The following is a 22,622-nucleotide window of genomic DNA, read 5'->3' on the forward strand; positions in this document are numbered from 1 at the left end:
CTTCAAATTTCTGATTTCGACCTTGTCAAACTACTACGACGTCGAAATAGTGTCGGCAATTCGGGACGCCGATCTCAGGTTCACAATCACTTATCGAATTCATGACCGATTCCCATTCGTCTGAAGAGGAGGCCGCCGAGGCCAAAGCAGCAGCCTCGCCGCTGACCAGAATTGGTGAGGCGCGCTGGATCCTGGTGACCGCTGTGAGCGCGGTTCTCTATGGCATGTTCACTTATGGTGTTTCACTCTGGTCCGGCATCGTTGCAATGCTCGCGCTGACCTCGGTTGCAGCCTTCGTTCCAAGGCGTTCAGTGAACCGGCGGGTCAAACTCAAGGCCCAGCGTGAAATCCGAAAAATGTGGCCCGGTACGGGAATGAAGGTAACCGTGGACGCCTTGCCAACGCCCTGTTTCGTAGCGGATGGACGTGGCATAACACGGTATGTCAACGCTCAAGCGCAGTCCCTTTATCAAGGCGTCAAGCCGGGGGACCCGCTTTCGTTTTCACTCAGGGCGCCTTCGCTCCTGGAGGCGTTTGATCGGGTCTGCAGCACTGGACGAACCGAGCGGATCAGCTGGATCGAGAAAGTTCCGACGGAGACCTGGTATGAAGCTCACATTGCGCCGATCTATATGCCAGGCAGCAACACTGCCGAACGCTCGCGAAGCCTGCCTGATTTCATATTGGTCGTTATCCAGGATCTGACGGAAAATCGCCGCCTGGAGCGCATGCGCAGTGATTTCGTTGCAAACGCAAGCCATGAATTGCGGACCCCTCTTGCTTCCCTTACCGGGTTTATCGAGACCTTGCAGGGGCCTGCGAAGAACGACCGTGAGGCACAGGACCGTTTCCTGTCGATCATGCTGGACCAGGCCGGTCGGATGCGGCGCCTGATCGATGACATTCTGTCTCTGTCGCGGATCGAACTGAAGGCCCATGTCCGTCCTGACAGTGTTGTCGATCTATGTGAGGTCGTGCGCCATACCTCAGATGCCTTGTCTCCACTCGCAAGAGATCTCAACGTCACGATCAGGCTCGATGTGCCTGATCAGGCGGCCAGGGTGATGGGGGAGCGGGACGAACTTATTCAGGTCACTGAAAACCTTATCGAGAACGCTCTCAAATATGGGTCGGAGGGCGAGTTCGTGGACGTCTCGTTGTCCAACCGATCAGATGCAGAGGAAGCTGCCGGCTGGGAACTTTCTGTTCGTGACTACGGCGATGGTATTCCAACGGAGCACCTGCCGCGACTGACGGAAAGATTTTATCGCGTGGACGTTGAATCCAGCCGTGCGCTGAAGGGAACGGGGCTAGGCCTGGCGATTGTAAAGCACATCTTGACCCGTCATCGCGCACGCCTGGACGTTGAAAGCGAACCTGGAAATGGCGCCGTGTTCAAAGTGCGGCTGCCATCGATAGCAGAAGGCGAGGGCGCTGAAGAGGCTGCGTCAAGCTGAGGACCGGCTTGTGTCAAGAAATTAGATTTGAGCCAATTGTGCGCATTGCGGTGCTGCCGGTTGGTCTTTTCAGCAAATCTGCAATGGCTTGTCCGGCGAAGACAGATCTCTCCAAAGGCTGAGATGAAAGCGGGCTCTTGAACCCGATTGTCCAAGTGTTGGCTTTGGCGCAAACTGGGTTGGATTGCGCTTCCAGTGTCGCGTCATTCAAAAATTGCAAGGAATGTGGCTCGCGACAAAAGCCAAGGTATCCATTTTGGACGGGCGCCGAGTCGTAAAATGACGGTCATATTGACACAAAACTTTGACGAAACGAAAAAATGTCTTTTTTTTCAGTTGTTTAAATTGTCACAAAACTGAAAAAGAACTGTCATAGAACTCTCATCCATGGGCCCTAGGGTCCCGGCATCGCTAGCGCATTTCTGCGACTTGCGATCCTCTACAAACCTTGACATTCAAAGGGAGTGGTCAAGTGAAATTTACGACCCTCGTAAGCGCAACTGCTCTGGCTGTTGCTTCTACTGCATTCGTTGGCGCAGCTCAGGCTCGCGATCAGGTTCAGGTTGCTGGTTCTTCCACAGTCCTGCCGTATGCTTCCATTGTTGCTGAAGCTTTTGGTGAAAACACCGACTTCCCGACACCGGTTGTTGAGTCCGGTGGTTCTTCCGCTGGCCTGAAGCGCTTCTGTGAAGGTGTTGGCGAAAACACCATCGACGTGGCAAACGCTTCGCGCAAGATCCGCGAGAAAGAGATCAAAGCCTGTGCTGAAGCTGGTGTTAAGGACATTATCGAAGTCCGCATCGGTTACGACGGCATCGTCTTCGCGTCTCAAAAAGACGGTCCGGCCTTCACTGAGTTCCAGGCTGCTGACATCTTCAACGCTCTCGGCGCCAAAGTGCTGAAAGACGGCAAGATCGTAGACAACCCATACAGCAAATGGGCTGAGTTCAACGCTGATCTGCCGGACGTTGATATCGCTGCCTTCATCCCGGGCACCAAGCACGGTACGCGTGAAGTGTTCGAGGAAAAGGTTCTGGCTGTAGGTTGTGAAGCAACCGGTGCTCTGCAGGCGATGCTCGACAGTGGCATGTCTGAAGACGACGCCGAAGATGCTTGCATCGACGTGCGTGCGGACGGCAAGTCCACCGACATCGACGGTGACTACACTGAAACGCTTGCACGTATCGACTCCAACCCGAACGGCATCGGTATCTTCGGTCTCGCATTCTACGAGAACAACACCGACAAGCTGAAAGTTGCGACCATGGGTGATGTGGCTCCGTCCACCGAAACCATTTCTACGGGTGAGTATCCGGTTTCACGTCCGCTGTTCTTCTACATCAAGAAGGCGCATATCGGCGTTATTCCGGGTCTGAAAGAATACGCTCAGTTCTTCACTGCTGACGAAATTGCTGGCCCGTCCGGCCCGCTGGCTCAATACGGCCTCGTTGCCGATCCTGAGCTGGCTGCCACGCAGGCGTCTATCGAAGCTGAAGAAACAATGAAGTAACAGAGCTTCGGCTCTTTACGAAAGGGGCGGCAATTCCCGTCGCCCCTTTTTCGTTTCCGGACATACACACTCTGGGGGACCATATGTCCTTGTTCTGGCTCGTCGTGATCGTGCTTGCCATTTCTTTGGCGGGCTACATCGTGGGGCGCGCACGTGCCTTTTCCAGCGCTGCTGGAGAAATCAGTCAACTGCACTCTCTTCCGTCTTATTATGGAGCAAACGTGGCCATGAAGGCCGCTGTTCCTGCGTTTCTGGTTTTAATTGTCTGGCTGCTGGCGCAGCCATTTTACATTAACAGTACCGTTTCCAGCACTATTCCGGATACCGCTATTCAGGAAGGCTCATCTCTGGGCCTTGTCATGGCTGAGGTGCGCCGCGCCGCGACCGGTCTGGACAATGCCGTGGCAGCTGGTCAGATGAGTGAAGAGTTTGCGCGAAACGCTCGTGCCGATTTCACCGACATTACAACTCGCCTGAAAGAAGCCGGGCAGATCGTGACATCCGACATCACGCAGCCGGTCATGCGGGCTGCGCAGTCCTATCGGATCATGGTTGCGACCGGCAATCTTTACATGTCGATTGTTGTTGTCCTTATAGCGGTTGCGGGTGCGCTTTGGGGGCTGAAGGAAACAAACAAGGATTTCCGCGCACGAAACACGGTGGAAAAGGGGATAAGGGTCATCCTGTTCTCTGCGGCCCTGATCGCCATTCTGACAACCGTGGGGATCGTGCTGTCTCTGGTCTTCAACACGATTGAATTCTTCAGGCTCTATCCGGCTACGGAATTCTTTTTTGGCCTGACCTGGTCGCCGAGTTTCTCCGGTCGTGGCGGTTCATCGGAACTTGGTATCATTCCACTGCTTTGGGGCACATTCTATATTTCGATTGTCGCTCTTGTCGTGGCGGTTCCGATCGGCCTCTTTGCAGCAGTCTATCTGTCTGAATATGCCAGTTCGCGGGTTCGCTCTGTTGCCAAGCCGCTTCTTGAGATCCTGGCCGGTATCCCGACCATTGTTTACGGTCTCTTCGCATTGCTGACAGTCGGGCCGCTTCTCTTGTCGGTATTCGGCGACAATGGGCTTGGTATCATGCAAGCCGGAACGGCGGTCATGACAGCGGGTCTCGTGATGGGCATCATGCTGATCCCGTTTGTGAGCTCGCTCTCCGACGATATCATCAATGCAGTTCCCCAGGCGATGCGTGACGGCTCCTACGGTCTTGGCGCAACGAAATCGGAAACGGTAAAGCAGGTCATTCTCCCTGCAGCTCTTCCGGGTATTGTCGGTGCAATCCTGCTCGCTGCCTCGCGTGCAATCGGCGAAACGATGATCGTTGTACTCGGCGCTGGTGCAGCTGCGCGCCTGAGCCTCAATCCTTTCGAAGCCATGACGACGGTGACCGCGAAAATCGTCAGTCAGTTGACCGGCGATGCCGACTTTGCTTCCCCGGTTGCCCTGGTTGCCTTTGCCCTCGGCATGACGCTCTTTGTGGTGACACTTGGACTTAACATCGTTGCACTCTACATCGTGCGCAAGTACCGGGAGCAGTATGACTGATGACCGACGCAACACTTCCTCCCGCAACATCTGAGCCCTCCAGCGCGAAGCCTGCGCAACCGAAGTCTCTTTATGCGATCGATGAACTGACCCGCAAACGAAACGCAGCGGAGAAGCGCTTTCAAGCCTACGGGATAGGGGCGATTGGAATAGGCCTGTTTTTCCTCGTTGTCCTGGCCATTGCCATCATTTCCGAGGGCATTCCCGCCTTCACCAAGACGATTGTCGAGGTGGAGTTCACGCTGACGCAGGAGCAGTATGACGAAGCCGAGGGCCAGCTCTTCAAGACCAAGGCCTACGAGCAGATCTTTATCGGCGCGCTGCAAGGTCAGCTTGAGGAAAAGGGCCTCGACGTTCCCTTCGACGCCAGCACGATTGAACGCATCGTCGGCAAGCCTGGTGGCGACATCAGGTCGTTTTTCAAGGCGGATGAGAGCCAGCTTGGACAGCCCGTTTCGTTCGAGTTGGCAGCTTCCTCCCGCGTGGACGGATACATCAACGGACGCGTGACACGCGAGAACATGACCGACAGCCGCTTCTTGCAAAAAACGGATCTGGATCTCGTCGACATTCTGGTTGAAGCCAGTATCATCAGGTCTGTCTTCAACTGGAGCTTCATAACCGGAGCAGATTCTGGCGTTGACAATCCGGGAGGTGCCGGCATCGGTGCATCGGTGATTGGCTCCTTCTTCATGATGCTGGTGGTTCTGTTTCTGTCGCTCCCCATTGGCGTGGCTGCCTCCATCTACCTTGAAGAGTTCGCACCGCAGAACAAGTTCACTGATCTGATCGAGGTGAACATTTCGAACCTGGCTGCCGTTCCTTCCATTGTGTTCGGTATTCTGGGTCTGGCCGTTTTCATCCAGTTCATGCATCTGCCGCAATCAGCACCGCTGGTCGGCGGCCTTGTGCTGACACTGATGACGCTCCCCACGATCATTATCTCGACACGTGCCTCGCTGAAGGCGGTACCTCCGAGCATCCGCGACGCGGCACTTGGTGTGGGCGCGTCGAAAATGCAGGCGATCTTCCATCACGTCTTGCCACTTGCGATGCCGGGTATTCTGACAGGCACCATTATTGGTCTGGCACAGGCACTGGGTGAAACTGCACCTCTGCTTCTGATCGGTATGGTCGGCTTTGTTGCGCGCGGATATCCGGACGGCTTCGTCTCGGGTTTCCTGGACCCGAACTCTGCCATGCCGGCGCAGATCTACACCTGGGCAGCCAGGGCGGACTACGCATTCTACGAAAAAGCCTGGGGCGGTATCATCGTCCTGCTGATCTTCCTGCTCACAATGAACATTCTCGCGATCATCCTGCGCCGCAGGTTTGAACGCCGCTGGTGAGGATTGATGCGATGAACGAGATGCCGAACATTGAACAGGCGATTAAAATGACCGATAGCAAAATCTCTGCAAACAAGGTTCAGGTCTATTACGGCGACAACCAGGCCATCAAGGACGTGGACATTGAAATCCAGCCACGTTCGGTGACGGCCTTTATCGGCCCATCTGGTTGTGGCAAGTCGACGTTTCTGCGGACTATCAATCGTATGAACGACACCATCGACATTTGCCGTGTCGAAGGCTCGATCAAGATTGACGGCGAAGACATCTACGATCCCAAGGTCGATCCGGTGCAGTTGCGCGCCAAGGTCGGCATGGTGTTCCAGAAACCGAACCCGTTTCCGAAGTCGATTTATGACAACATCGCCTACGGTCCGCGCATTCATGGTCTGGCAAAAAACAAGTCAGAACTCGATGACATCGTCTCTTCCAGCCTGCAAAAGGCAGGTCTCTGGGAAGAGGTGAAGAACCGGCTGGATGAGCCCGGAACCGGCATGTCCGGCGGTCAGCAGCAGCGTCTATGTATTGCCCGGGCGATTGCCGTCAGTCCTGAAGTGATCCTCATGGACGAGCCGTGTTCGGCTTTGGATCCGATTGCGACCGCGAAGGTGGAAGAGCTGATCGACGAACTGCGCGAGAACTATACGATCGTGATTGTGACGCACTCCATGCAGCAGGCAGCGCGTGTGTCCCAGCGTACGGCATTCTTCCACCTTGGTATTCTGGTTGAAGAGGGTCCGACACAGGACATCTTCACAAACCCTAAAGACAAGCGTACTCAGGACTATATAACTGGCCGCTTCGGCTAAGAAATTCTTTCGAGATTACTAAAGAGGACAAAGTATGTCTGAACATACAGTCTCTGCCTATGACGAAGAACTGACAGAAATGGCTGGCAAGGTCGCTGAAATGGGCGGCTTGGCCGAAAAGGCTTTCGCCGATGCCGTTTCTGCTCTGGTGTCACGGGACCTGGAATTGGCCAAAACCACCATTGCCCAGGATGAACGGCTTGATACGTTGCATCAGGAAGTGGAAGCAAAGCTGATCGAAATGATCGCGCGCCGTCAGCCCATGGGTCAGGATCTGCGGGAAATTACGGCCGCCACGCGTATTGCCAATGATCTGGAACGCGTTGGCGACCTGGCCAAGAACGTTGCAAAACGCGCCATTGCAATTGACAACAGCCTCGGTTCCAAAAAGCTTGCGATTGGTGTCGAGCACATGACCGAGCTGGCGCTGAACCAGCTGAAGCAGGTCCTGGACGCCTATACCCGCAAGGACCCGGAAGCCGCGAAACGCGTGCAGGAAGCCGATGCGGAAGTGGACGCAATCTATACATCGCTGTTCCGCGAGCTGCTGACCTACATGATGGAAGATCCAAGGGTTATCACGCAGTGTGTCCATCTCCTTTTCTGCGCCAAGAACATTGAACGCATTGGTGATCACGCGACCAACATTGCTGAAAACGTCTTTTACATGGTGACCGGTGACCGGCTGCCGGAAGAACGGACCAAGCTGGACGAAACCACCAGCGTTTCTTAGTCGCCGAACGAACTTGCGGAAAAATGATCCAGCCGGCGCGGCTGCGCCTGCTGCATGACATGGAGCGAGATGTATGCCGAAGGTGCTCATCGTTGAAGACGAAGAACCGCTTAGTCTTCTGTTGAGATACAATCTAGAAGCCGAAGGATACACGGTTGAATCGTGTATTCGTGGCGATGAGGCAGAAATTCGGTTGCGGGAAAGCGTGCCGGACCTTTTGCTGCTCGACTGGATGCTTCCGGGTCTGTCTGGGATCGAGTTGTGTCGGCGCTTGAGAGCCAGGGAAGACACCGAGCGATTGCCCGTCATAATGCTGACGGCGCGCGGTGAAGAGGCAGAGCGTATCAGAGGACTGTCGACAGGGGCGGACGACTATGTGGTCAAACCGTTTTCCGTACCTGAATTGATGGCGCGGGTCCGCGCAATCCTGCGCCGGGCAAGTCCTGAAGTTGTGTCTACAATGCTCCGGTCCGGAGATATCGAACTGGACCGTGAAACGCACAGGGTTCGCAGGAATGCGAAAGAAGTCCACCTTGGGCCGACGGAATTCCGTCTGCTGGAATTTCTCATGACCTCACCCGGACGGGTTTTCTCACGAGAGCAACTGCTTGACGGTGTTTGGGGGCATGATGTCTATGTCGACGAGCGGACCGTTGATGTTCACGTTGGCCGCCTCCGCAAGGCTCTGAATAAGGGCAAGGCAAGAGACCCGATCCGAACGGTCCGCGGTGCCGGCTATGCATTCAACGATCAGTTTTCGGTGGTTGCATGATGAAGTGACGAATTCCAGGTGCAAAAATCACAACAAAAAAGCCCGCCATTCTGGCGGGCTTTGCATTTTCGCTGCTGCTTGACCGCTATCCTGCGCGGGCGATCACTTTGCGATCACGGCGGCGGTCTGCAACCGGTTGATAGGCGATTTTACAATGGTGCGCGCAGTAGGGAACACCTGCGTCGGATTGGCGGCCGCAGAAGTAAAAGTCATCGGTTGCCGGATCGCCAATCGGCCATTTGCATGTCCGTTCGGTCAGGGTCAGGATCGACGCGCGTTCGGAAATCGGGATCAGCTCTGCGATCGGCTCAAGGTCAGGCTCTGCCTCGACGATGGGTGTTGGTGCAATGTCGGCCTTCAGCGCCGTCGCCCCAATAGTCTGTGGTTGAGGTGTCGGTTTTTTGGGTGCCGAAGTCCCGGCTGCGGGCGCGCTTGTGCGCGGACGACGAGGTTTGCTGCTGGACGAGGAGGACTTTGCGCGACCTGACAATCCAAGTCGGTGTACTTTGCCGATGACGGCGTTCCGGGTTACGCCACCCAGCTCACCCGCAATCTGACTTGCACTCAAGCCATCGCTCCAAAGCTTTTTGAGAAGCTCAACCCGTTCGTCTGTCCAACTCATTGCCGCACCTTTTCATTTGACCGTTTTGCCGGCCATTAACCCCGTGCTTGGCATGCGCAGGCACGCCTGATATGGCATATCTAGTGCCTAAGAATGATTAGCCCCACGAGATCTCGTGTTTGAATATCAAGAGGTTACAATAACGTTAGTTTGTCAGGCAACCATTCGCCCAAAACCAATTGGGGATGAAGCGACTTTTCCCCAAGTATGGCGAGACCCTTGAGACTTTTGCTGAATCTGCGCTCAGGGGCTGCAGGTTGCGTAGAAGCGCCATTTCCATTGACAGGCCTTGGGGCCGGGGGTGTATAAGAAAACCGCAGCGTGCCGCCTCTTCGGGGCGGCATGTTGCATTTTGGCCTGACACCGTAACTGTGACATCGTTGCTCCTGTCGGGCGCGAACGTCACCTTCGTGCAGGCGTTCTTAAGGAGACAAAAGAGGTTATGTCCAAGACTGCATTATTCGGTAACTACGCAAGATCGAACCTGTCGTTTGATCATGGGGAAGGTGTCTGGCTTGTTACGAAAGACGGCCGACGATTCCTCGATTGCGGTTCCGGTATTGCTGTCAATTCCATCGGGCATAGCCATCCGCACCTGGTGTCGGCGCTACAGGAGCAGGCCGCAAAACTGTGGCACGTGTCCAACCTTCATCAGATACCGGAGGGCGAGCGCCTTGCGCAGCGCCTTTGCGACGCTTCTTTTGCCGAAAAGGTGCTTTTTGTGAATTCCGGCGCTGAAGCGATGGAAGCCGCCATCAAGTGCGCGCGCAGGTACCATTTCGACAAAGGACAGCCGGAACGCTACCATATCGTCACTTTCGAGGGAGCGTTCCACGGCCGGACACTGGGGACCATCGCCGCGGGCGGCCAAGCCAAATATCTGGAAGGATTTGGCCCGAAGGCACCGGGTTTCGATCAAGTGCCTGCAAACGATCTGGATGCTCTCAAGGCGGCCCTCGGACCGCAGACGGCGGCGATTGCGCTTGAACCTGTCCAGGGTGAGGGCGGTATTCGGGAGATCCCGACGGACTTCCTGCGTGCCGTGCGCCAGCTGTGTGACGATCAAGGTATCTTGTTGATCCTGGACGAAATCCAGACAGGCGTCGGGCGAACGGGCAAATTTTTTGCTCATGAGTGGAGCGGCATCGAGCCGGACATCATGGCTGTTGCCAAAGGCATTGGCGGTGGGTTCCCGATGGGTGCCTGTCTTGCGACCGCGGACTGCGCGGAAGCACTTGCACCGGGAACGCATGGAACGACTTTCGGCGGCAACCCTCTCGCGATGTCTGTCGGCAACGCCGTCCTGGACGTCGTGCTTGGTGACGGCTTTCTGGAAGATGTCCGACACAAAGGGCTCCATCTCAAGCAGAAGCTTGCGGGCCTCGTGGACAGTCATCCCAAAGTGCTGGATCAGGTGCGAGGCAACGGTCTGATGTTGGGCATACGGTGTGTTGTGCCCGTTGGTGAATATGTGGGTGCCGCGCGCGAAGCGGGCTTGCTGGCGGTGCCTGCGGGCGACAACGTGGTGCGCATCATGCCGCCGCTCACAATTAGCGAAGATGAAATCTCAATTGCCGTAGAGCGCCTTGAAGACGCCGCGCTGGCGATCGAAGCGAAACTGGTGGAAGGAGCGGCAGAATGACCGCGAACGGAAGCTACCGGAATTTTCTGGATCTGACTCAATTTGAAGGCGACGAACTGCGCACCATTCTCGACACCGGTCTCAAGATCAAGTCCAGCCGCAACGGTGTACGCCGCGGCGAAGGTCCGCTTGCGGGCAAGGTGCTGGCCATGATCTTCGAACAACCCTCGACACGCACGCGCATATCCTTTGATGTCGGCATGCGTGAGCTGGGCGGTGAAACCTTGATGCTGACCGGCACTGAAATGCAGCTGGGCCGGGGAGAAACCATTGCAGATACGGCCAAGGTTCTGTCGCGTTTCGTCGATGCCATCATGATCCGTATCCTCGATCATCATGAACTCAATGAACTTGCCGAAAACGCAACCGTTCCGGTTATCAACGGGCTGACCAAAGTTTCACACCCCTGTCAGATCATGGCCGATGTGATGACGTTTGAAGAACATCGCGGATCTATCAGGGGCAAGAGCGTTGCCTGGACAGGCGACAACAACAACGTTCTGGCGTCGTGGGTTCACGCAGCCCCGCGTCTCGACTTCGAACTGCGCATTGCAACACCAGCCGAATTGGCACCGCCGCAAGACCTTATCGATGCTGCCCGCGCCAAGGGTGGTTCAATTATCGTGACCACAGACCCATATGAGGCGGTCAAGGGGACCGACTGTGTCGTGACCGACTGCTGGGTGTCCATGGGCGATGATGATGCGGAATCGCGTCACAATCTGCTCAGCGCCTATCAAGTGAACAAGCGTCTGATGTCGGAAGCGAACAACGACGCTTTGTTCATGCACTGCCTGCCGGCTCATCGCGGCGAGGAAGTGACGTCGGAAGTGATGGACGGTCCCAACTCTGTGGTGTTTGACGAAGCAGAAAACCGGCTCCATGCCCAGAAGGGTATTCTGGCCTGGTGCTTCGGCGCAAGTTAAGGCAATTCCATCGTGGCATTGAATCTTGATGAATTGGGCATCACGCCCGCAGGGCTGGATGCTGTCCGGCCCTTTGCTGTTGAATCTCTGGACGTCCGGGGTCGTGCTGTTGCGCTCGGTCCGGTTTTGCAATCCATCCTGGACCGGCATGACTATCCGGAGCCGGTCTCTCGCCTTCTGGCCGAAGCGATCGTACTGACCTGCCTGCTGGGCACGTCGCTCAAGTTCGACGGGCGCTTCACCCTGCAGACACAGACGCAAGGGCCGGTATCCATGCTGGTTGTCGATTTTGCATCTCCAGATGCAATTCGTGCCTGTGCGACCTATGACGCTGACAGGGTCGAGGCGCTCATGGAAGCAGGAAAGGCGGCACCAGAGGCCCTGCTTGGCCACGGTCATCTCGCCATGACAATCGATCAGGGCCAGCATATGCAGCGCTACCAGGGCCTTGTGGAGCTGGACGGTGTCTCGCTGGAAGAGGTTGCTCGGCGGTATTTCGAACGGTCTGAGCAAATCCCGACTGAAGTCCGTCTTGCTGTCGGCGAACTCTTCACCAGACAGGAAGGCGAAAGCCCCGACCAGAGCTGGACCGCAGGCGGGGTGGTGGTGCAATTTCTGCCCGAGTCTCCCGAGCGGATGCGCCAGGCGGATCTGGATCCAGGCGATGCTCCGCATGGCACCGAACTTCACGAAGTTGAAGAAGACGACGCCTGGGTTGAAGCCAAGCTTTTGGTCGAAACAGTCAAGGATGTCGAGCTGACCGATCCGGAGGTCAGTGTAGAAATGTTGCTGTTCCGACTGTTCCATGAACGCGGTGTGCGTCTCTTCGAGCCTCAGCCCCTGTTGGACAAATGCCGCTGTTCGCGCGAGAAGATCGAAGGCGTTCTGGCTGGCTTCAGTGCTGAAGAAATCGAGCAGATGACAGTTGATGGAAAAATCGTCGTTACCTGTGAGTTCTGCAGCACCAAATACGAGTTCGACGACTGAACGAATGCAGGAACTGGCGCTCAGTTAATTGTGTGCCCGTTCCCCTTTCCGAAACGCAATCGCCGCTTTCAGCAACATTCTGTTACACTTTTCAACGTGCCAAACGTCATATCCGCGCTTATGTGACTCTTGAATTTTGCATCGCGAAGGAAATTTATCCTTCGAACCGGCAAAGCAATGCTTGGCCTTAGAAGCGTCTTGACCTCCGGGTGCACAGAACATGCTGCAGTCTATTAAGTCCGAAACCGCCAACACGCAGGTCTCTGAAGTCCTGCCACCTGAACACAGGGAGCAGGACCGGCGGCCCGGACGGATCGCGACTGTGCTAAAGGCCCTACTTCAGGCTTTACTTGCATTTGCCATACTGTTTGGTGCGGTGACAGGCATGAACTCGCTTGTTGCAACCAAACCCGATGTTCCCAAGCGGCCTGTCCAGGAAAAGAGTTACGCCGTTACCACGGTTGAAGCCGTGCGCGGCGATTATGCTCCGATGATCAATGTTTTCGGCGAAACAATGGCCGGACGTGAAGTTGATTTGAGGACGCTGGTTGCCGGTGAGGTGGTTGAGGTTCATCCGGACCTGAAAGCGGGTGGCCAGGTTGCGCAGGGTGAAGTGCTGGTCGCAATCGATCGCTTCGACTACGAGGGCGCGGTGACCGAGGCGGAGGCCAATATGGCAGAAGCGCAGGCAGCCCTGGTGGAAAGCGAAGGCCGGGTTCGGCTGGAAAAGGCAAATGTTATCCGGGTCAAGGAACAACTGGATTTTGCTGCGCGTGATCTGGAACGAGCACAGGAGCTTTTGGGCAGAGGGGCGGTTACCGAGCGGACCCTCGATGAGCGAAAGCTTCTTGTCTCTCAGCGGCAGCAGTCGCTGGAACAGACCGAAAATTCTCTTGCCTTGGAAGAGGCAAAGGTGGTTCAGCAAAAGGCTGCCATCAAACGGCTGGAATGGCGCATGGAGAATGCAGAGCGTCAGCTGAGCAACACAATCTTGAGGGCTCCGTTTGACGCGATTGTGCGCTCAGAGGAAGCGGAGCCTGGTCGGCTCGTCAATGTCAATGACGCCGTTGTCTCGCTCTATAGCAGCGACGAATTCGAAGTGCGGTTCACTTTATCGGACAACCAGTATGGTCGTCTGCTCACTGAAAGTGGCACGGTTGTCGGGCGGTCTGTGGAGGTGACCTGGTTCCTGGGCAATGTTCCTATCAGCTATAGGGCCGTTGTTACGCGCATCGGTGCGGACGTTGCCAGTACCAGAGGCGGTGTCGACTTGATCGCCTCTATTGAAAGTAAAGGCGTGGATGTACCTCTTCGCCCTGGCGCATTTGTGGAAGTTTCCGTACCTGACCAGACCTATGCCGACAGCTTCCGCATTCCCGAAACCGCATACTATGGCGAAGGGACTGTCTACGTCGTCAAGGATGACAGGCTTGAACGGCGCGCGGTGATGGCGCTTGCCATTGATGACGGCTTCATCCTGGTGAAAGGGGATCTTGAGCCGGGAGAAACGCTGCTCGTGACACGTATACCCGAAGCTGGAGAAGGCCTGCTCGTGCAGGACATCGCATCCGGTGACGAGGGCACTGCCTCGCAGAATGCCAGTCAGACGGACGCCGCTTCCGGCGACAATCGGTAAAGGGACGGCTGATGGTTTTTGAAGGAAAGTCCCGCGGTCTGCTCGAGGTCATTGTTCGTCACCCCAATGCGGCCAATCTCATTATGGCCGTCATGGTGCTCTTCGGTGCGTATGGGCTTGCAAAGCTCAATACGCAGTTTTTTCCGACCGTCAAGACAGAGATGATCACTGTTTCGATCACCTGGCCTGGCGCAAGCGCTGAGGATGTTACATCGAATATTTTGGAAGTGGTCGAGCCGGAATTGCGGTTTTTGGACAGTCTCGATGAAATCATCTCCTACGGACGGGAAAGCAGCGCGACGATCAGAATGGAGTTTCTGGAAGGTGCCAACATGCAGGTGGCACTATCTGACGTCGAACAGGCCATTTCGAACATTACGACGCTACCAATAGATTCAGAAACGCCTGTCATATCTTCCAATACGTTTACCGATGGCGTTGCTACCATCGCGCTGCGAGGTCCGTTCTCTGAGGACGCGTTGAAGGTGTTCGCCCGGCAGATCCGGGATGACCTTCTTGCGCGCGGGATCGACAAGGTGGAGTTGAACGGCTACCGGTCACCGGAATATCTCGTTGAGGTACCAGAACGGGAATTGCGTCGGCTGGACCTGACCATTTCCGACGTTGCCAGTCAGATTTCCGGAAACACTATCGATCTTCCTGCGGGCAGTCTTGACGGCGCCGTGGAGCGCCAGATCCGCGCATTATCGGAGCAGCGGTCACCAGAGGCTGTCGGTCGAATTGATGTAAAGTCCTTCGCAACGGGCGAAAAAACGCTGGTCAAGGACATTGCAGATGTCAGCCGCGATTTCGATACGGGTGAAGATCAGGGGTTTTCGAACGGAACCCGCGCAATAGAATTGCAGATCCTGCGGGCGGAAAACACTGATACCTTGAAGGCAGCACAGATCGTCGACGACTATTTGGCCGAAATCAGCCCGCAACTACCGCAGTCGCTCGAATTGTTGAAATACGATGTCCGTGCCGATGCGGTCAAAGGACGAATTACACTGCTGGTCGAAAACGGTCTGACCGGCTTGGTGCTTGTCGTCGGGATCCTGTTTCTCTTCCTCAATTCCAGGATTGCTTTCTGGGTTGCCGCCGGCATACCCGTTGCAATGATGGCCACACTCGGGATCATGTGGCTGATGAGCGAGAGCATCAACATGATTTCCATGTTCGCGCTCATCATGATGTTGGGTGTGATTGTCGATGACGCGATTGTCGTTGGCGAACACACTGCAACGCGGCAGGCCATGGGCGACTCACCCGAAAACGCGGCAATCATCGGAGCCTCGACCATGTTTGCTCCGATATTTGCTGCCAGCGCCACAACCATTGCTGCCTTTCTGCCGATCCTCCTGATCAGCGATGTGCTTGGGCAGATCATGGGCACGCTGCCGGTCGTGGTCGTCGCGGTGGTCATTGCGTCGGTGATCGAATGCTTTCTCATTCTACCTGGACACCTGTCCCATGCGCTTGGAAGTCGGCCGGGTTGGAGCTGGTGGCGGGTGGCAATTCTGGCTGCAGCACCGGCATTCTTCCTGACAGGCCTGGTAACGCAGCCGGATCTTTCAGTGCCGCCCTTCCTGGATGTGATCGATGATCCGTTGCGCGCCCTGAAAGACACTGTCGGAATATTCGCCTTCGAAGTCATTCTGATCGCCTGCTGTTTCCTTCTCGCTGTTGCGGTTGAGACCCTTCTGGCAGCCTTGCGGCGCAGCAAACGACGTGATCAGGGTGCAGAAAGACCAAGCTTGTTCCGGCGCGGGTTTGACGGCGGGTTCAACTGGATCCGGGATTATCCATTCAGAGCGTTGGTGTCTGCGGCGGTTCACTGGCGCTATGTGACCTTAGCCATCGCGATTGCTGCCTTGATACTTGCCGTCGGGCTGGTGCGCGGCGGACGTGTCGGTTTCACGTTCTTTCCCTCTCCTGAGGCTGAAAACCTCACGGCGTCCGTGTTCTTCCATGCCGGCATTCCCGAAGAGCAGGCCATCGAAGGTATTTTGATCATCGAAAAGGCCCTGAAGGAAGCTGAAGCCAAACTGACCGAGGGACTGGATCAATCCCTTGTCAGGGCAACCTATGTCACGCTGGGGTCCGCTGGAAACAATCGCGGCGACAATATTGCCAGCATTTCGGTTCAGTTGACCCTTTCGGAAGAAAGAACCGTGCGAACACCGGAAATCGTGCGTGCCTGGCGAGCGGCACTTCCCGCCATCCCCGGCACCTCACGGATCGCGATTGCGGAAAGACGCGGCGGGCCTCCTGGCAGGGACTTGGATATCCGCCTTACCGGAGCACCTCTGCAGGATCTGAAGGCAGCCGCTCAAGAGTTGCAGCAGGAACTGTCCGCTTTTCCCGGCACAAGCGGCGTGGAAGACGATCTGCCCTATGGCAAGCCTGAGCTTCTGGTCGAGTTGACCCCGCGCGGCAGGACGCTCGGATTTACGGTCGAAAGCGCAGCACGACAGATCCGCAACGCGTTTGAGGGAAATATTGCCAGACGTTTTGCGGAAGGCGATGAAGAAGTTGCCGTCCGGGTGAAACAGGTGTTTGACCAGAACGGTACGGCGGCGCTTCGTCAACTTTCGCTCAAAACACCAGCTGGTGAGTTCGTGCCCTTGACCGAAGTGGTCAATCTGACAGATGCGCAGGGCTTTTCAGTGATCCTCAGGCGAGATGGCAAGACGGTTGTCACGGTTGTTGCCGATGTCGACAGCACCATCACTTCCAACAACGAGATTATCGCCGAACTCAATAAGGCATTTCTGCCGGAACTCGCGCAGAATTACGGTCTTGAATATTCCTTTGCAGGACGTGCCGAGGAACAGTCAAACGCCTTTTCGGATCTTCTGACCGGGGTGATGATGGCGGTTGCCGGTATTTACATCATCCTGGCGGCGATCTTCGCCAGCTACTCCAGACCGCTTGTGGTCATGTCGATCATCCCCTTCGGTATCGTCGGGGCGATTGTCGGCCACTATCTCATGGGCTTCAATCTCACAATCTTGAGTATGATCGGGTTGCTCGGGCTGGCTGGCATTCTGGTCAACAACTCGATCATTCTCGTTGCCCGGTTCGAAGAGCGCCGGAAGCTTGGAGAGGAGCTCTATTCGGCAGCAGTCGGATCCAGTTGTGATCGATTGAGGGCGGTCCTATTGACATCCATGACCACAATCGGAGGCTTGCTTCCTCTGATGTTCGAAACCAGCCTTCAGGCCCAGTTCCTGCTGCCGATGGCAATTACCATTGTGTTCGGACTGGCAACGGCAACCGCGCTTGTGCTTGTTCTGGTGCCCGCCCTGATCAAGATCGGAGATGACCTTGCCGGGCTGGTTCAGATACGTCGCAGCCGCCGGCAGTTGCCGGCACCGGCGCCGGGTGGGCGCGGGATCACTCCCGCCGAATGATCAAAGGTCTTGGGCGAAGTTTGCCGTTGCCTCGGCCGCAATTTCGATATTGCCGTCGAGCGTTGCCGGGGATCTTCCGCGCGGACCGAAATCGTGGTTTCCGTCCTCCAGATAGGAGAGGGACACGTGATCCGGCAGCTTGATCTCGTCCAATTCAGCTTTGTTGCCAAACGGATCCCTCTCTCCCTGCAGGATCAGAACGGGTCGTTTTGCGTCTTCGATCGGAGACATTCGCCAGTCCGCATCCGGTTTGCCTGCCGGATGGAAGGGATACCCGAAACAGCAAATGCCTTTAACCCGTGTAGGCAAAGACCCGCCGCCGCCCAGCATCGCAGCGACACGCCCACCCATGGACTTGCCACCAATCAGCAAAGGGCCTTCGGTTTCCGCCAGGGTTGCCTGTAGTGCCGTTTGGAATTCACTGATCAGCTTGTCCGCGCGCGGTGGCGGACGCTTGGAACCGCCGGTCCGGCGTCCGGCCATATAGGAAAATTCGAACCGCGCAACAGCCACGCCTTGCAGAACCAGCGCTGTGGCGAGCTTTCCCATGAAGGTTGAATCCATCGGTGCACCGGCGCCGTGGGCAAGCAATAGGCTGGCGTGGGCGGGCGTGTCGGGTCGGGTCCAGAGAAAGGCGCTCATGATGATGTGATCTGTCGCAGGGGTATTTGATGTAAAAGGCGGTAGTATCTGGCGTATAGAGCCGGGGACGCCTTTGCAAGGCGCATGATCCATTCCGCAATGACGAGGCCCAATGTTTGAACAGCTGGATATCAATCAGGTTCGCATGGCCTGTTTTGCCGGCATTTTCCTGCTTATGGCTCTGCTCGAAGCGGGTTTGCCACGTCGGCAGATGAAAAGCAGCAGGCTGAAGCGCTGGCCAACCAACTGGGGCATAATCTTCCTGGATGCGCTGCTGGTGCGCCTCATCTTCCCGATCGGCGGTGTGGGTCTTGCCCTTCTGGCACAGGAACAGGGATGGGGGCTCTTTAGCCTCTTGGGTTGGGGCGGTCTCGTTGCCGGCGTGTTGACATTTCTCGTACTTGATTTTGCTGTCTGGGGCCAGCATGTCGTGTCACACAAAGTGCCGATTTTCTGGCGAATCCACCGGATGCACCACGCTGACAGCGAAGTCGATGCCACTACGGCGCTGCGTTTTCACCCTATAGAAATCCTTCTGTCCTTTGTCTGGAAGGGGCTGGTGATCGTCGCGCTTGGCGGTCCCTGGGAAGCCGTCCTGATCTTCGAGATTGTGCTGAATGCTTCAGCCGTCTTCAGCCATGCCAACTTTCGTATCCCCGCAGGACTGGACAATATCCTGCGCTTCGTCATCGTCACGCCGGACATGCACCGCATCCATCACTCGGTGCTGCGCCGGGAAACCGATTCCAACTACGGTTTCTATCTTTCTATCTGGGACAGGCTCTTCGGCACCTATGTGGAAGAACCGGAAAAAGGCCATGACGGCATGGAAATCGGTCTTGGACCGGCGCTGACGCCGCGTGCGCATTCGTTTCCCTTCAGCCTCGCAATTCCTTTCCTGGCAAATGGCGACACCAGGCCGGAAAGAAAAAGCGGACTGAAAAAGAAGGTGGACCGTCAGTAAAAGCTCTGCGGGAAGTACCGCAGATAAAGCTCGCGGAAGATACCTTTTTGATGCAGCTGGCGGAGCGCATATGTCAGGGCGGCGGCGCGCTCCGGATCGTCTGAGCGTGTGGCGATTGCCAATCCTTCATCGAAATAGCCGGGCTCCAACCAGGGACCGCCCGCAAATTTGCAGCAACCATCGGCGGCCTGGCTCGGAAGCCAGAAAGAAAGGCTGAGCCCATCGCCGAAGTGTGCGTCTGCTTCGCCTGATATGATTGCTTCTCGGGCTGCTGTTTCCGTCTCCAGGCTGACAATCTCGGCCATCGGCCAGAACCTGTTGGCGAAGGCTTCGTAGCGTGTGCCGGTTTCGACGCTGATTTTGACGCCGTCCAGCTTCTGCTCGTCAAATGTTGCCGCCTTGTCGGCAGCGACGATGAACCGGGCGGGCAGCTTCATATAGTCTTCAGTGAAATTCAGGCGCCGCGTGCTCGCCAGATTGCGCGACAGGCCGGAAATGATGGCATCGCCTTCGTCCTCATCAAGCGCCGGCAAAAGAACATCGAAGTCCTTGATCCGCAGCGCGCAGGAGCTGCCCAATTCCTGGCAGAGCGCGCGCGCCAGGTCGACGTTGAAACCTGTCAGACGGCCCTGCGGATCGCGAAAGACAAAAGGTGGATATCCATCCGTTGCAAGAAACTGGATCTTGTCCGGGATCGTACTCGGGCGATCATGCACCGCTTTAGGATCCCAGAAATTCGGCACCCGGATCGCCTCATCCTGGGCACTCGCGGATTGGCCCATAATAGCAAGAAGGCAAAAGCAGGCGCACAGAAAACGAATGGAAATTGGTTGGTCTATCCTCACGCGGAATTCCCGATGCCTCATTTGCTACAGCGCAGTGGCTGCCTTGCTGCCAAATCAGTCGTGGGTGCAGAGTATCGTGTTCAGGGTCAGCTTGTCAGCACGCAATGTCATTTCATGACCAGACAATCAGTCCAGTCGACAATGGCTCTTTAAGCAGCTTCGGTCTCATGAGGATTTTCGACGATCGGCCAGATCGGGCGTTCCAGTCTTGTGTAGGCGTTGTTCCTGGGGTCGCTCGGATAGGGCCCATCGACGGCACAGTATAAAATATCCGCAGCAATGGTTTCGAATGCGCTGTGAAAATGGTTCGTGGATTTCACAACAAGTGTTTTTTGAGCGGTGATGTCGATGCCTAGATTGGTAAAGAGATCCGGCGAAAAGGTCTGTGCCCGGTTCGAATTCAAAACCACAACAATGCCATTGATATCAATAACCGCGCTGTCTCCAAGGGGAACAACGGACTGACCAAAGCTTTGCACAGCGTTGCGCTGTGTCTTAAGCACCCTAACGTTGCCGTCGACAGGGTCGCCGGCGTCTGAGGCGGTTTTCCCCCCGAACCTGAGGTCAAGACGCGCGCCTTCTCCGGCTGCATGGCACAGACGGACAGCCATAGGGTCCCAGATCGTGCCGAACGCAATCTCCGTCAATCCCAGATCAAGTGCCCGGCGCAGCAATATGGTTGAATCGCCTGCTACCCCACCGCCGGGATTGTCCCAGACATCGGCAATGACAACGGGTCCTTGCGGATGTGCTGCTGCCTTTGCAAGGGCCGCACTTGGCGACAGAAATTCCGGCCGGGTCGTTCCTCGAAAGGAAAACAGTTCCAGTCCGAGTTTTTCAGCCAGCAAATCGCCTGCTTGCTTCGAGTTGTTGGTGGTCACGAGAACCTTGGCACCGAGATCGGGCGAGTCTCCTGCCATGAAGCCATGGATGACGGACAACGACAGGGCTGTTCCGGACTGTTCAAGGTGCACCATCTTGTCGATGAAAGCACGCATGGGAGCACGACTTGTCGGCAGAATTTCGATCATGCGCACATCGAACACAGACAGGACCGGTTCAATTTCGCCCCGCGCTGCCCGTAATGTGAGGTCCACACATGCTTCGCCCGTCTCAGCAAAATCCGTATGCGGAAATTCCTTGAACACCGTAATGATGTCGGCGTTCCGGACGCGCTTGTCGCTGAGGTGACTGTGCGGATCAAAAGTCACGCCGATCTTGGTCGCAGGTCCGGCAATCTGGCGAGCCGCAGCGATCAGATCGCCTTCGCAGTCGACACAATTGTCGGCGATCATTGCTCCGTGAAGACCGAGGATGATGGCGTCAAACGGCAGTGCGGCATGAAGCTGCCCGAGAATTTCCTCGCGCAATCGGGTCCAGGTTGACGTGTTGACCAATCCGCCTGGTTCTGCCCAGGTTGCAGTGCCTTCGATCAGAGTGATCTCACCGGCACGTGCGCGTTTGCGAAGCGCTGGAAAAACCCCGCTGCACAGGGTTGGTGTCTCGGGATGTTTCCCGGGAGGGGCATAGAAGCTTTCTTTAAAGTCGGCGAGATCCGTTCGGAGCGGAGAAAATGTATTTGTTTCAGTCGCGATGGAAGCACAGAAGACGCGCATTGAAATGTCCTGTCCAATGAGAGGCGTTTCTTGTTCTCGTTGTCGGAAGATGGCCGGCAGGTCGTGGGTCCCCACCGGCCATCCTTGATTAGTCGAGGTAGGTTTCAGCGTTTGCCTTGGCGACTTCCGCCTTGAACAGGTTCAGGAGCTCAACCGCCTTTTCATCGAGGTTTTCATTCACGTGGCCTTCAAATGCAGGCTGCGTCGCCGCGGCCATCGCCTCGCGCTGAGCATCGTCCAGAGCGGTGACTTCCATGGCATCCATGAGACCGGCGAGACCGCGTTCTGAGGACTCGATTATGCGGGACAGGCCCCGGCTTGCGGTGACACAGTTTTCCGCCGCTGCATGAAGCGTAGCGCGCTCCTCATCGCTGAAACCTTCATAAAAAGCGCGGTTGATCATGAACGTGTATGGCGAGAACAGGTGGTTGGTGAGCGTCAGATACTTCTGTACCTCGGAAAAGTTGGCGAAGGAGATGATCGGAACGGGGTTCATCTGACCATCGATCACACCAGTCTGCAGACCGGAATACACCTCACCCCAAGAGAGCGGATAGGCCTCGGCACCAAGCGCTTGAATAATTGTCTGGTGTGAAGGAAGGGTCATAGTGCGGATGCGGATGCCTTCGAAGTCTTCAAGGTTTGCAATTGGCTTTTGCGAATTTGTCACAGCGAAAAAGCCGCCCGTGTCTGGGAAGCCCAGGACGACAACATCACCCAATGATGCTTCGATGTCGGCTGCGAGCGCTTTGCCGAAGTCGCCGTCAAAAACCTTGTAGGTCGCTTCGTTGCCTGCAAACGCAAACGGAAGGTTCAGAACATCAATGCGCGGATAGTAACTGGCGAGTGCCCCGGTAGACGTAAGAGTTGCCTGGATCAGTCCGTCACGAACCTGCTGAACGTGCTCTGCGGCTGAGCCGAGCTGGTTCGAGCCAAAAACCTCGACATTTACGCTGCCGTTGGTCCCCGCCTGAACCAGGTTGGAAAACACTGCTGTGCACGCATGTGCCGGATTTTCAAATGGGTCGGTCTTGTTGTCGTGGCCGAACTTGATGGTACCGCCAGCACCGAGCGCGGTACTTGCTGTCATGGTCACGGCTAGGGCCAGTCCTGTTGTAAGTAGTCTCATTTTTTCAGTCC

General features: G+C 56.1%; 18 protein-coding genes. 13 read left to right on the plus strand and 5 right to left on the minus strand.

What is annotated here, in order from left to right; translation table 11 throughout:
- Window positions 1-101 precede the first annotated feature (101 nt).
- The 7 genes from Q0835_RS05440 to phoB all read left to right on the plus strand — a co-directional run bounded on the left by Q0835_RS05440 (window position 102) and on the right by phoB (window position 8,186).
- Window positions 102-1,457 (plus strand): ATP-binding protein, encoded by a 1,356-nt coding sequence (locus Q0835_RS05440; protein WP_298813557.1) that lies wholly within the window; start codon window positions 102-104, stop codon window positions 1,455-1,457.
- Window positions 1,458-1,929: 472 nt separating this feature from the next.
- Window positions 1,930-2,967, plus strand: a complete 1,038-nt coding sequence (locus Q0835_RS05445; protein ID WP_298959142.1) for a substrate-binding domain-containing protein — start codon at window positions 1,930-1,932, stop codon at window positions 2,965-2,967.
- Between the two features lie 83 nt (window positions 2,968-3,050).
- Window positions 3,051-4,523 (plus strand): phosphate ABC transporter permease subunit PstC, encoded by a 1,473-nt coding sequence (pstC, locus tag Q0835_RS05450; protein WP_298813553.1) that lies wholly within the window; start codon window positions 3,051-3,053, stop codon window positions 4,521-4,523.
- A complete protein-coding gene (pstA, locus tag Q0835_RS05455) occupies window positions 4,523-5,872 on the plus strand; it encodes a phosphate ABC transporter permease PstA (protein WP_298813551.1) in 1,350 nt (449 codons plus the stop codon). Before pstC ends, pstA begins: the two co-directional genes overlap by 1 nt.
- 47 nt (window positions 5,873-5,919) lie before the next feature.
- Window positions 5,920-6,681 (plus strand): phosphate ABC transporter ATP-binding protein PstB, encoded by a 762-nt coding sequence (gene pstB, locus Q0835_RS05460; RefSeq protein WP_247649271.1) that lies wholly within the window; start codon window positions 5,920-5,922, stop codon window positions 6,679-6,681.
- A 34-nt stretch (window positions 6,682-6,715) separates the two neighbouring features.
- A complete protein-coding gene (gene phoU, locus Q0835_RS05465) occupies window positions 6,716-7,414 on the plus strand; it encodes a phosphate signaling complex protein PhoU (RefSeq protein WP_298813548.1) in 699 nt (232 codons plus the stop codon).
- A gap of 73 nt (window positions 7,415-7,487) precedes the next feature.
- Window positions 7,488-8,186 carry a phosphate regulon transcriptional regulator PhoB gene (gene phoB / locus Q0835_RS05470; RefSeq protein ID WP_298813546.1) on the plus strand — a complete coding sequence of 233 codons (699 nt, stop codon included), beginning with the start codon at window positions 7,488-7,490 and terminating at the stop codon, window positions 8,184-8,186.
- Window positions 8,187-8,271: 85 nt separating this feature from the next.
- Here the strand turns inward: phoB and Q0835_RS05475 are convergent, their stop codons facing one another.
- On the minus strand, window positions 8,272-8,808 hold the full coding sequence (locus Q0835_RS05475) for a GcrA family cell cycle regulator (RefSeq protein ID WP_298813544.1): 537 nt from the start codon (window positions 8,806-8,808) through the stop codon (window positions 8,272-8,274).
- A gap of 442 nt (window positions 8,809-9,250) precedes the next feature.
- On the opposite strand from Q0835_RS05475, the gene Q0835_RS05480 reads away from it, so the two are divergent.
- From Q0835_RS05480 to Q0835_RS05500, 5 genes are all read left to right on the plus strand, one after another.
- Window positions 9,251-10,450: an aspartate aminotransferase family protein gene (locus Q0835_RS05480; protein ID WP_298959146.1), complete on the plus strand. Its 1,200-nt coding sequence runs from the start codon at window positions 9,251-9,253 to the stop codon at window positions 10,448-10,450.
- Window positions 10,447-11,376 carry an ornithine carbamoyltransferase gene (gene argF, locus Q0835_RS05485; protein WP_298959149.1) on the plus strand — a complete coding sequence of 310 codons (930 nt, stop codon included), beginning with the start codon at window positions 10,447-10,449 and terminating at the stop codon, window positions 11,374-11,376. The genes Q0835_RS05480 and argF overlap by 4 nt, the downstream gene beginning before the upstream one ends.
- Window positions 11,377-11,388: 12 nt before the next feature.
- Window positions 11,389-12,363, plus strand: a complete 975-nt coding sequence (locus Q0835_RS05490; RefSeq protein WP_298813538.1) for an Hsp33 family molecular chaperone — start codon at window positions 11,389-11,391, stop codon at window positions 12,361-12,363.
- Between the two features lie 220 nt (window positions 12,364-12,583).
- A complete protein-coding gene (locus tag Q0835_RS05495; RefSeq protein WP_298959151.1) occupies window positions 12,584-13,999 on the plus strand; it encodes an HlyD family efflux transporter periplasmic adaptor subunit in 1,416 nt (471 codons plus the stop codon).
- An 11-nt stretch (window positions 14,000-14,010) separates the two neighbouring features.
- Window positions 14,011-17,415, plus strand: a complete 3,405-nt coding sequence (locus Q0835_RS05500) for an efflux RND transporter permease subunit (RefSeq protein WP_298959154.1) — start codon at window positions 14,011-14,013, stop codon at window positions 17,413-17,415.
- Here Q0835_RS05500 and Q0835_RS05505 read toward each other — a convergent pair whose 3' ends face one another.
- Complete coding sequence (locus tag Q0835_RS05505) at window positions 17,416-18,057, minus strand: alpha/beta family hydrolase (protein ID WP_298959157.1); 642 nt, start codon at window positions 18,055-18,057, stop codon at window positions 17,416-17,418.
- A gap of 112 nt (window positions 18,058-18,169) precedes the next feature.
- On the opposite strand from Q0835_RS05505, the gene Q0835_RS05510 reads away from it, so the two are divergent.
- Window positions 18,170-19,021 (plus strand): sterol desaturase family protein, encoded by an 852-nt coding sequence (locus Q0835_RS05510; protein ID WP_298959160.1) that lies wholly within the window; start codon window positions 18,170-18,172, stop codon window positions 19,019-19,021.
- Here Q0835_RS05510 and Q0835_RS05515 read toward each other — a convergent pair.
- The 3 genes from Q0835_RS05515 to Q0835_RS05525 form a co-directional block, all read right to left on the minus strand.
- Window positions 19,015-19,764 carry a transporter substrate-binding domain-containing protein gene (locus tag Q0835_RS05515; protein ID WP_298959162.1) on the minus strand — a complete coding sequence of 250 codons (750 nt, stop codon included), beginning with the start codon at window positions 19,762-19,764 and terminating at the stop codon, window positions 19,015-19,017. The two genes, Q0835_RS05510 and Q0835_RS05515, sit on opposite strands and share 7 nt — an antisense overlap.
- A gap of 251 nt (window positions 19,765-20,015) precedes the next feature.
- Window positions 20,016-21,482, minus strand: coding sequence for a M81 family metallopeptidase (locus Q0835_RS05520; RefSeq protein WP_298959165.1), 1,467 nt, complete (start codon window positions 21,480-21,482; stop codon window positions 20,016-20,018).
- Between the two features lie 88 nt (window positions 21,483-21,570).
- Window positions 21,571-22,611, minus strand: a complete 1,041-nt coding sequence (locus Q0835_RS05525; protein WP_298959168.1) for a DctP family TRAP transporter solute-binding subunit — start codon at window positions 22,609-22,611, stop codon at window positions 21,571-21,573.
- Window positions 22,612-22,622: the final 11 nt, after the last annotated feature.

This window comes from uncultured Roseibium sp. (assembly GCF_947499295.1).
Taxonomy (GTDB): domain Bacteria; phylum Pseudomonadota; class Alphaproteobacteria; order Rhizobiales; family Stappiaceae; genus Roseibium.

What these genes read in the sequence shown, in the direction of transcription:
- Q0835_RS05440 (WP_298813557.1), top strand. Translation starts at nt 102, where the DNA reads ATGACCGATTCCCATTCGTCTGAAGAGGAGGCCGCCGAGGCCAAAGCA.
- pstC (WP_298813553.1), top strand. Translation starts at nt 3,051, where the DNA reads ATGTCCTTGTTCTGGCTCGTCGTGATCGTGCTTGCCATTTCTTTGGCG.
- pstA (WP_298813551.1), top strand. Translation starts at nt 4,523, where the DNA reads ATGACCGACGCAACACTTCCTCCCGCAACATCTGAGCCCTCCAGCGCG.
- pstB (WP_247649271.1), top strand. Translation starts at nt 5,920, where the DNA reads ATGACCGATAGCAAAATCTCTGCAAACAAGGTTCAGGTCTATTACGGC.
- phoU (WP_298813548.1), top strand. Translation starts at nt 6,716, where the DNA reads ATGTCTGAACATACAGTCTCTGCCTATGACGAAGAACTGACAGAAATG.
- phoB (WP_298813546.1), top strand. Translation starts at nt 7,488, where the DNA reads ATGCCGAAGGTGCTCATCGTTGAAGACGAAGAACCGCTTAGTCTTCTG.
- Q0835_RS05475 (WP_298813544.1), bottom strand. Translation starts at nt 8,808, where the DNA reads ATGAGTTGGACAGACGAACGGGTTGAGCTTCTCAAAAAGCTTTGGAGC.
- Q0835_RS05480 (WP_298959146.1), top strand. Translation starts at nt 9,251, where the DNA reads ATGTCCAAGACTGCATTATTCGGTAACTACGCAAGATCGAACCTGTCG.
- argF (WP_298959149.1), top strand. Translation starts at nt 10,447, where the DNA reads ATGACCGCGAACGGAAGCTACCGGAATTTTCTGGATCTGACTCAATTT.
- Q0835_RS05495 (WP_298959151.1), top strand. Translation starts at nt 12,584, where the DNA reads ATGCTGCAGTCTATTAAGTCCGAAACCGCCAACACGCAGGTCTCTGAA.
- Q0835_RS05500 (WP_298959154.1), top strand. Translation starts at nt 14,011, where the DNA reads ATGGTTTTTGAAGGAAAGTCCCGCGGTCTGCTCGAGGTCATTGTTCGT.
- Q0835_RS05505 (WP_298959157.1), bottom strand. Translation starts at nt 18,057, where the DNA reads ATGAGCGCCTTTCTCTGGACCCGACCCGACACGCCCGCCCACGCCAGC.
- Q0835_RS05510 (WP_298959160.1), top strand. Translation starts at nt 18,170, where the DNA reads ATGTTTGAACAGCTGGATATCAATCAGGTTCGCATGGCCTGTTTTGCC.
- Q0835_RS05520 (WP_298959165.1), bottom strand. Translation starts at nt 21,482, where the DNA reads ATGCGCGTCTTCTGTGCTTCCATCGCGACTGAAACAAATACATTTTCT.
- Q0835_RS05525 (WP_298959168.1), bottom strand. Translation starts at nt 22,611, where the DNA reads ATGAGACTACTTACAACAGGACTGGCCCTAGCCGTGACCATGACAGCA.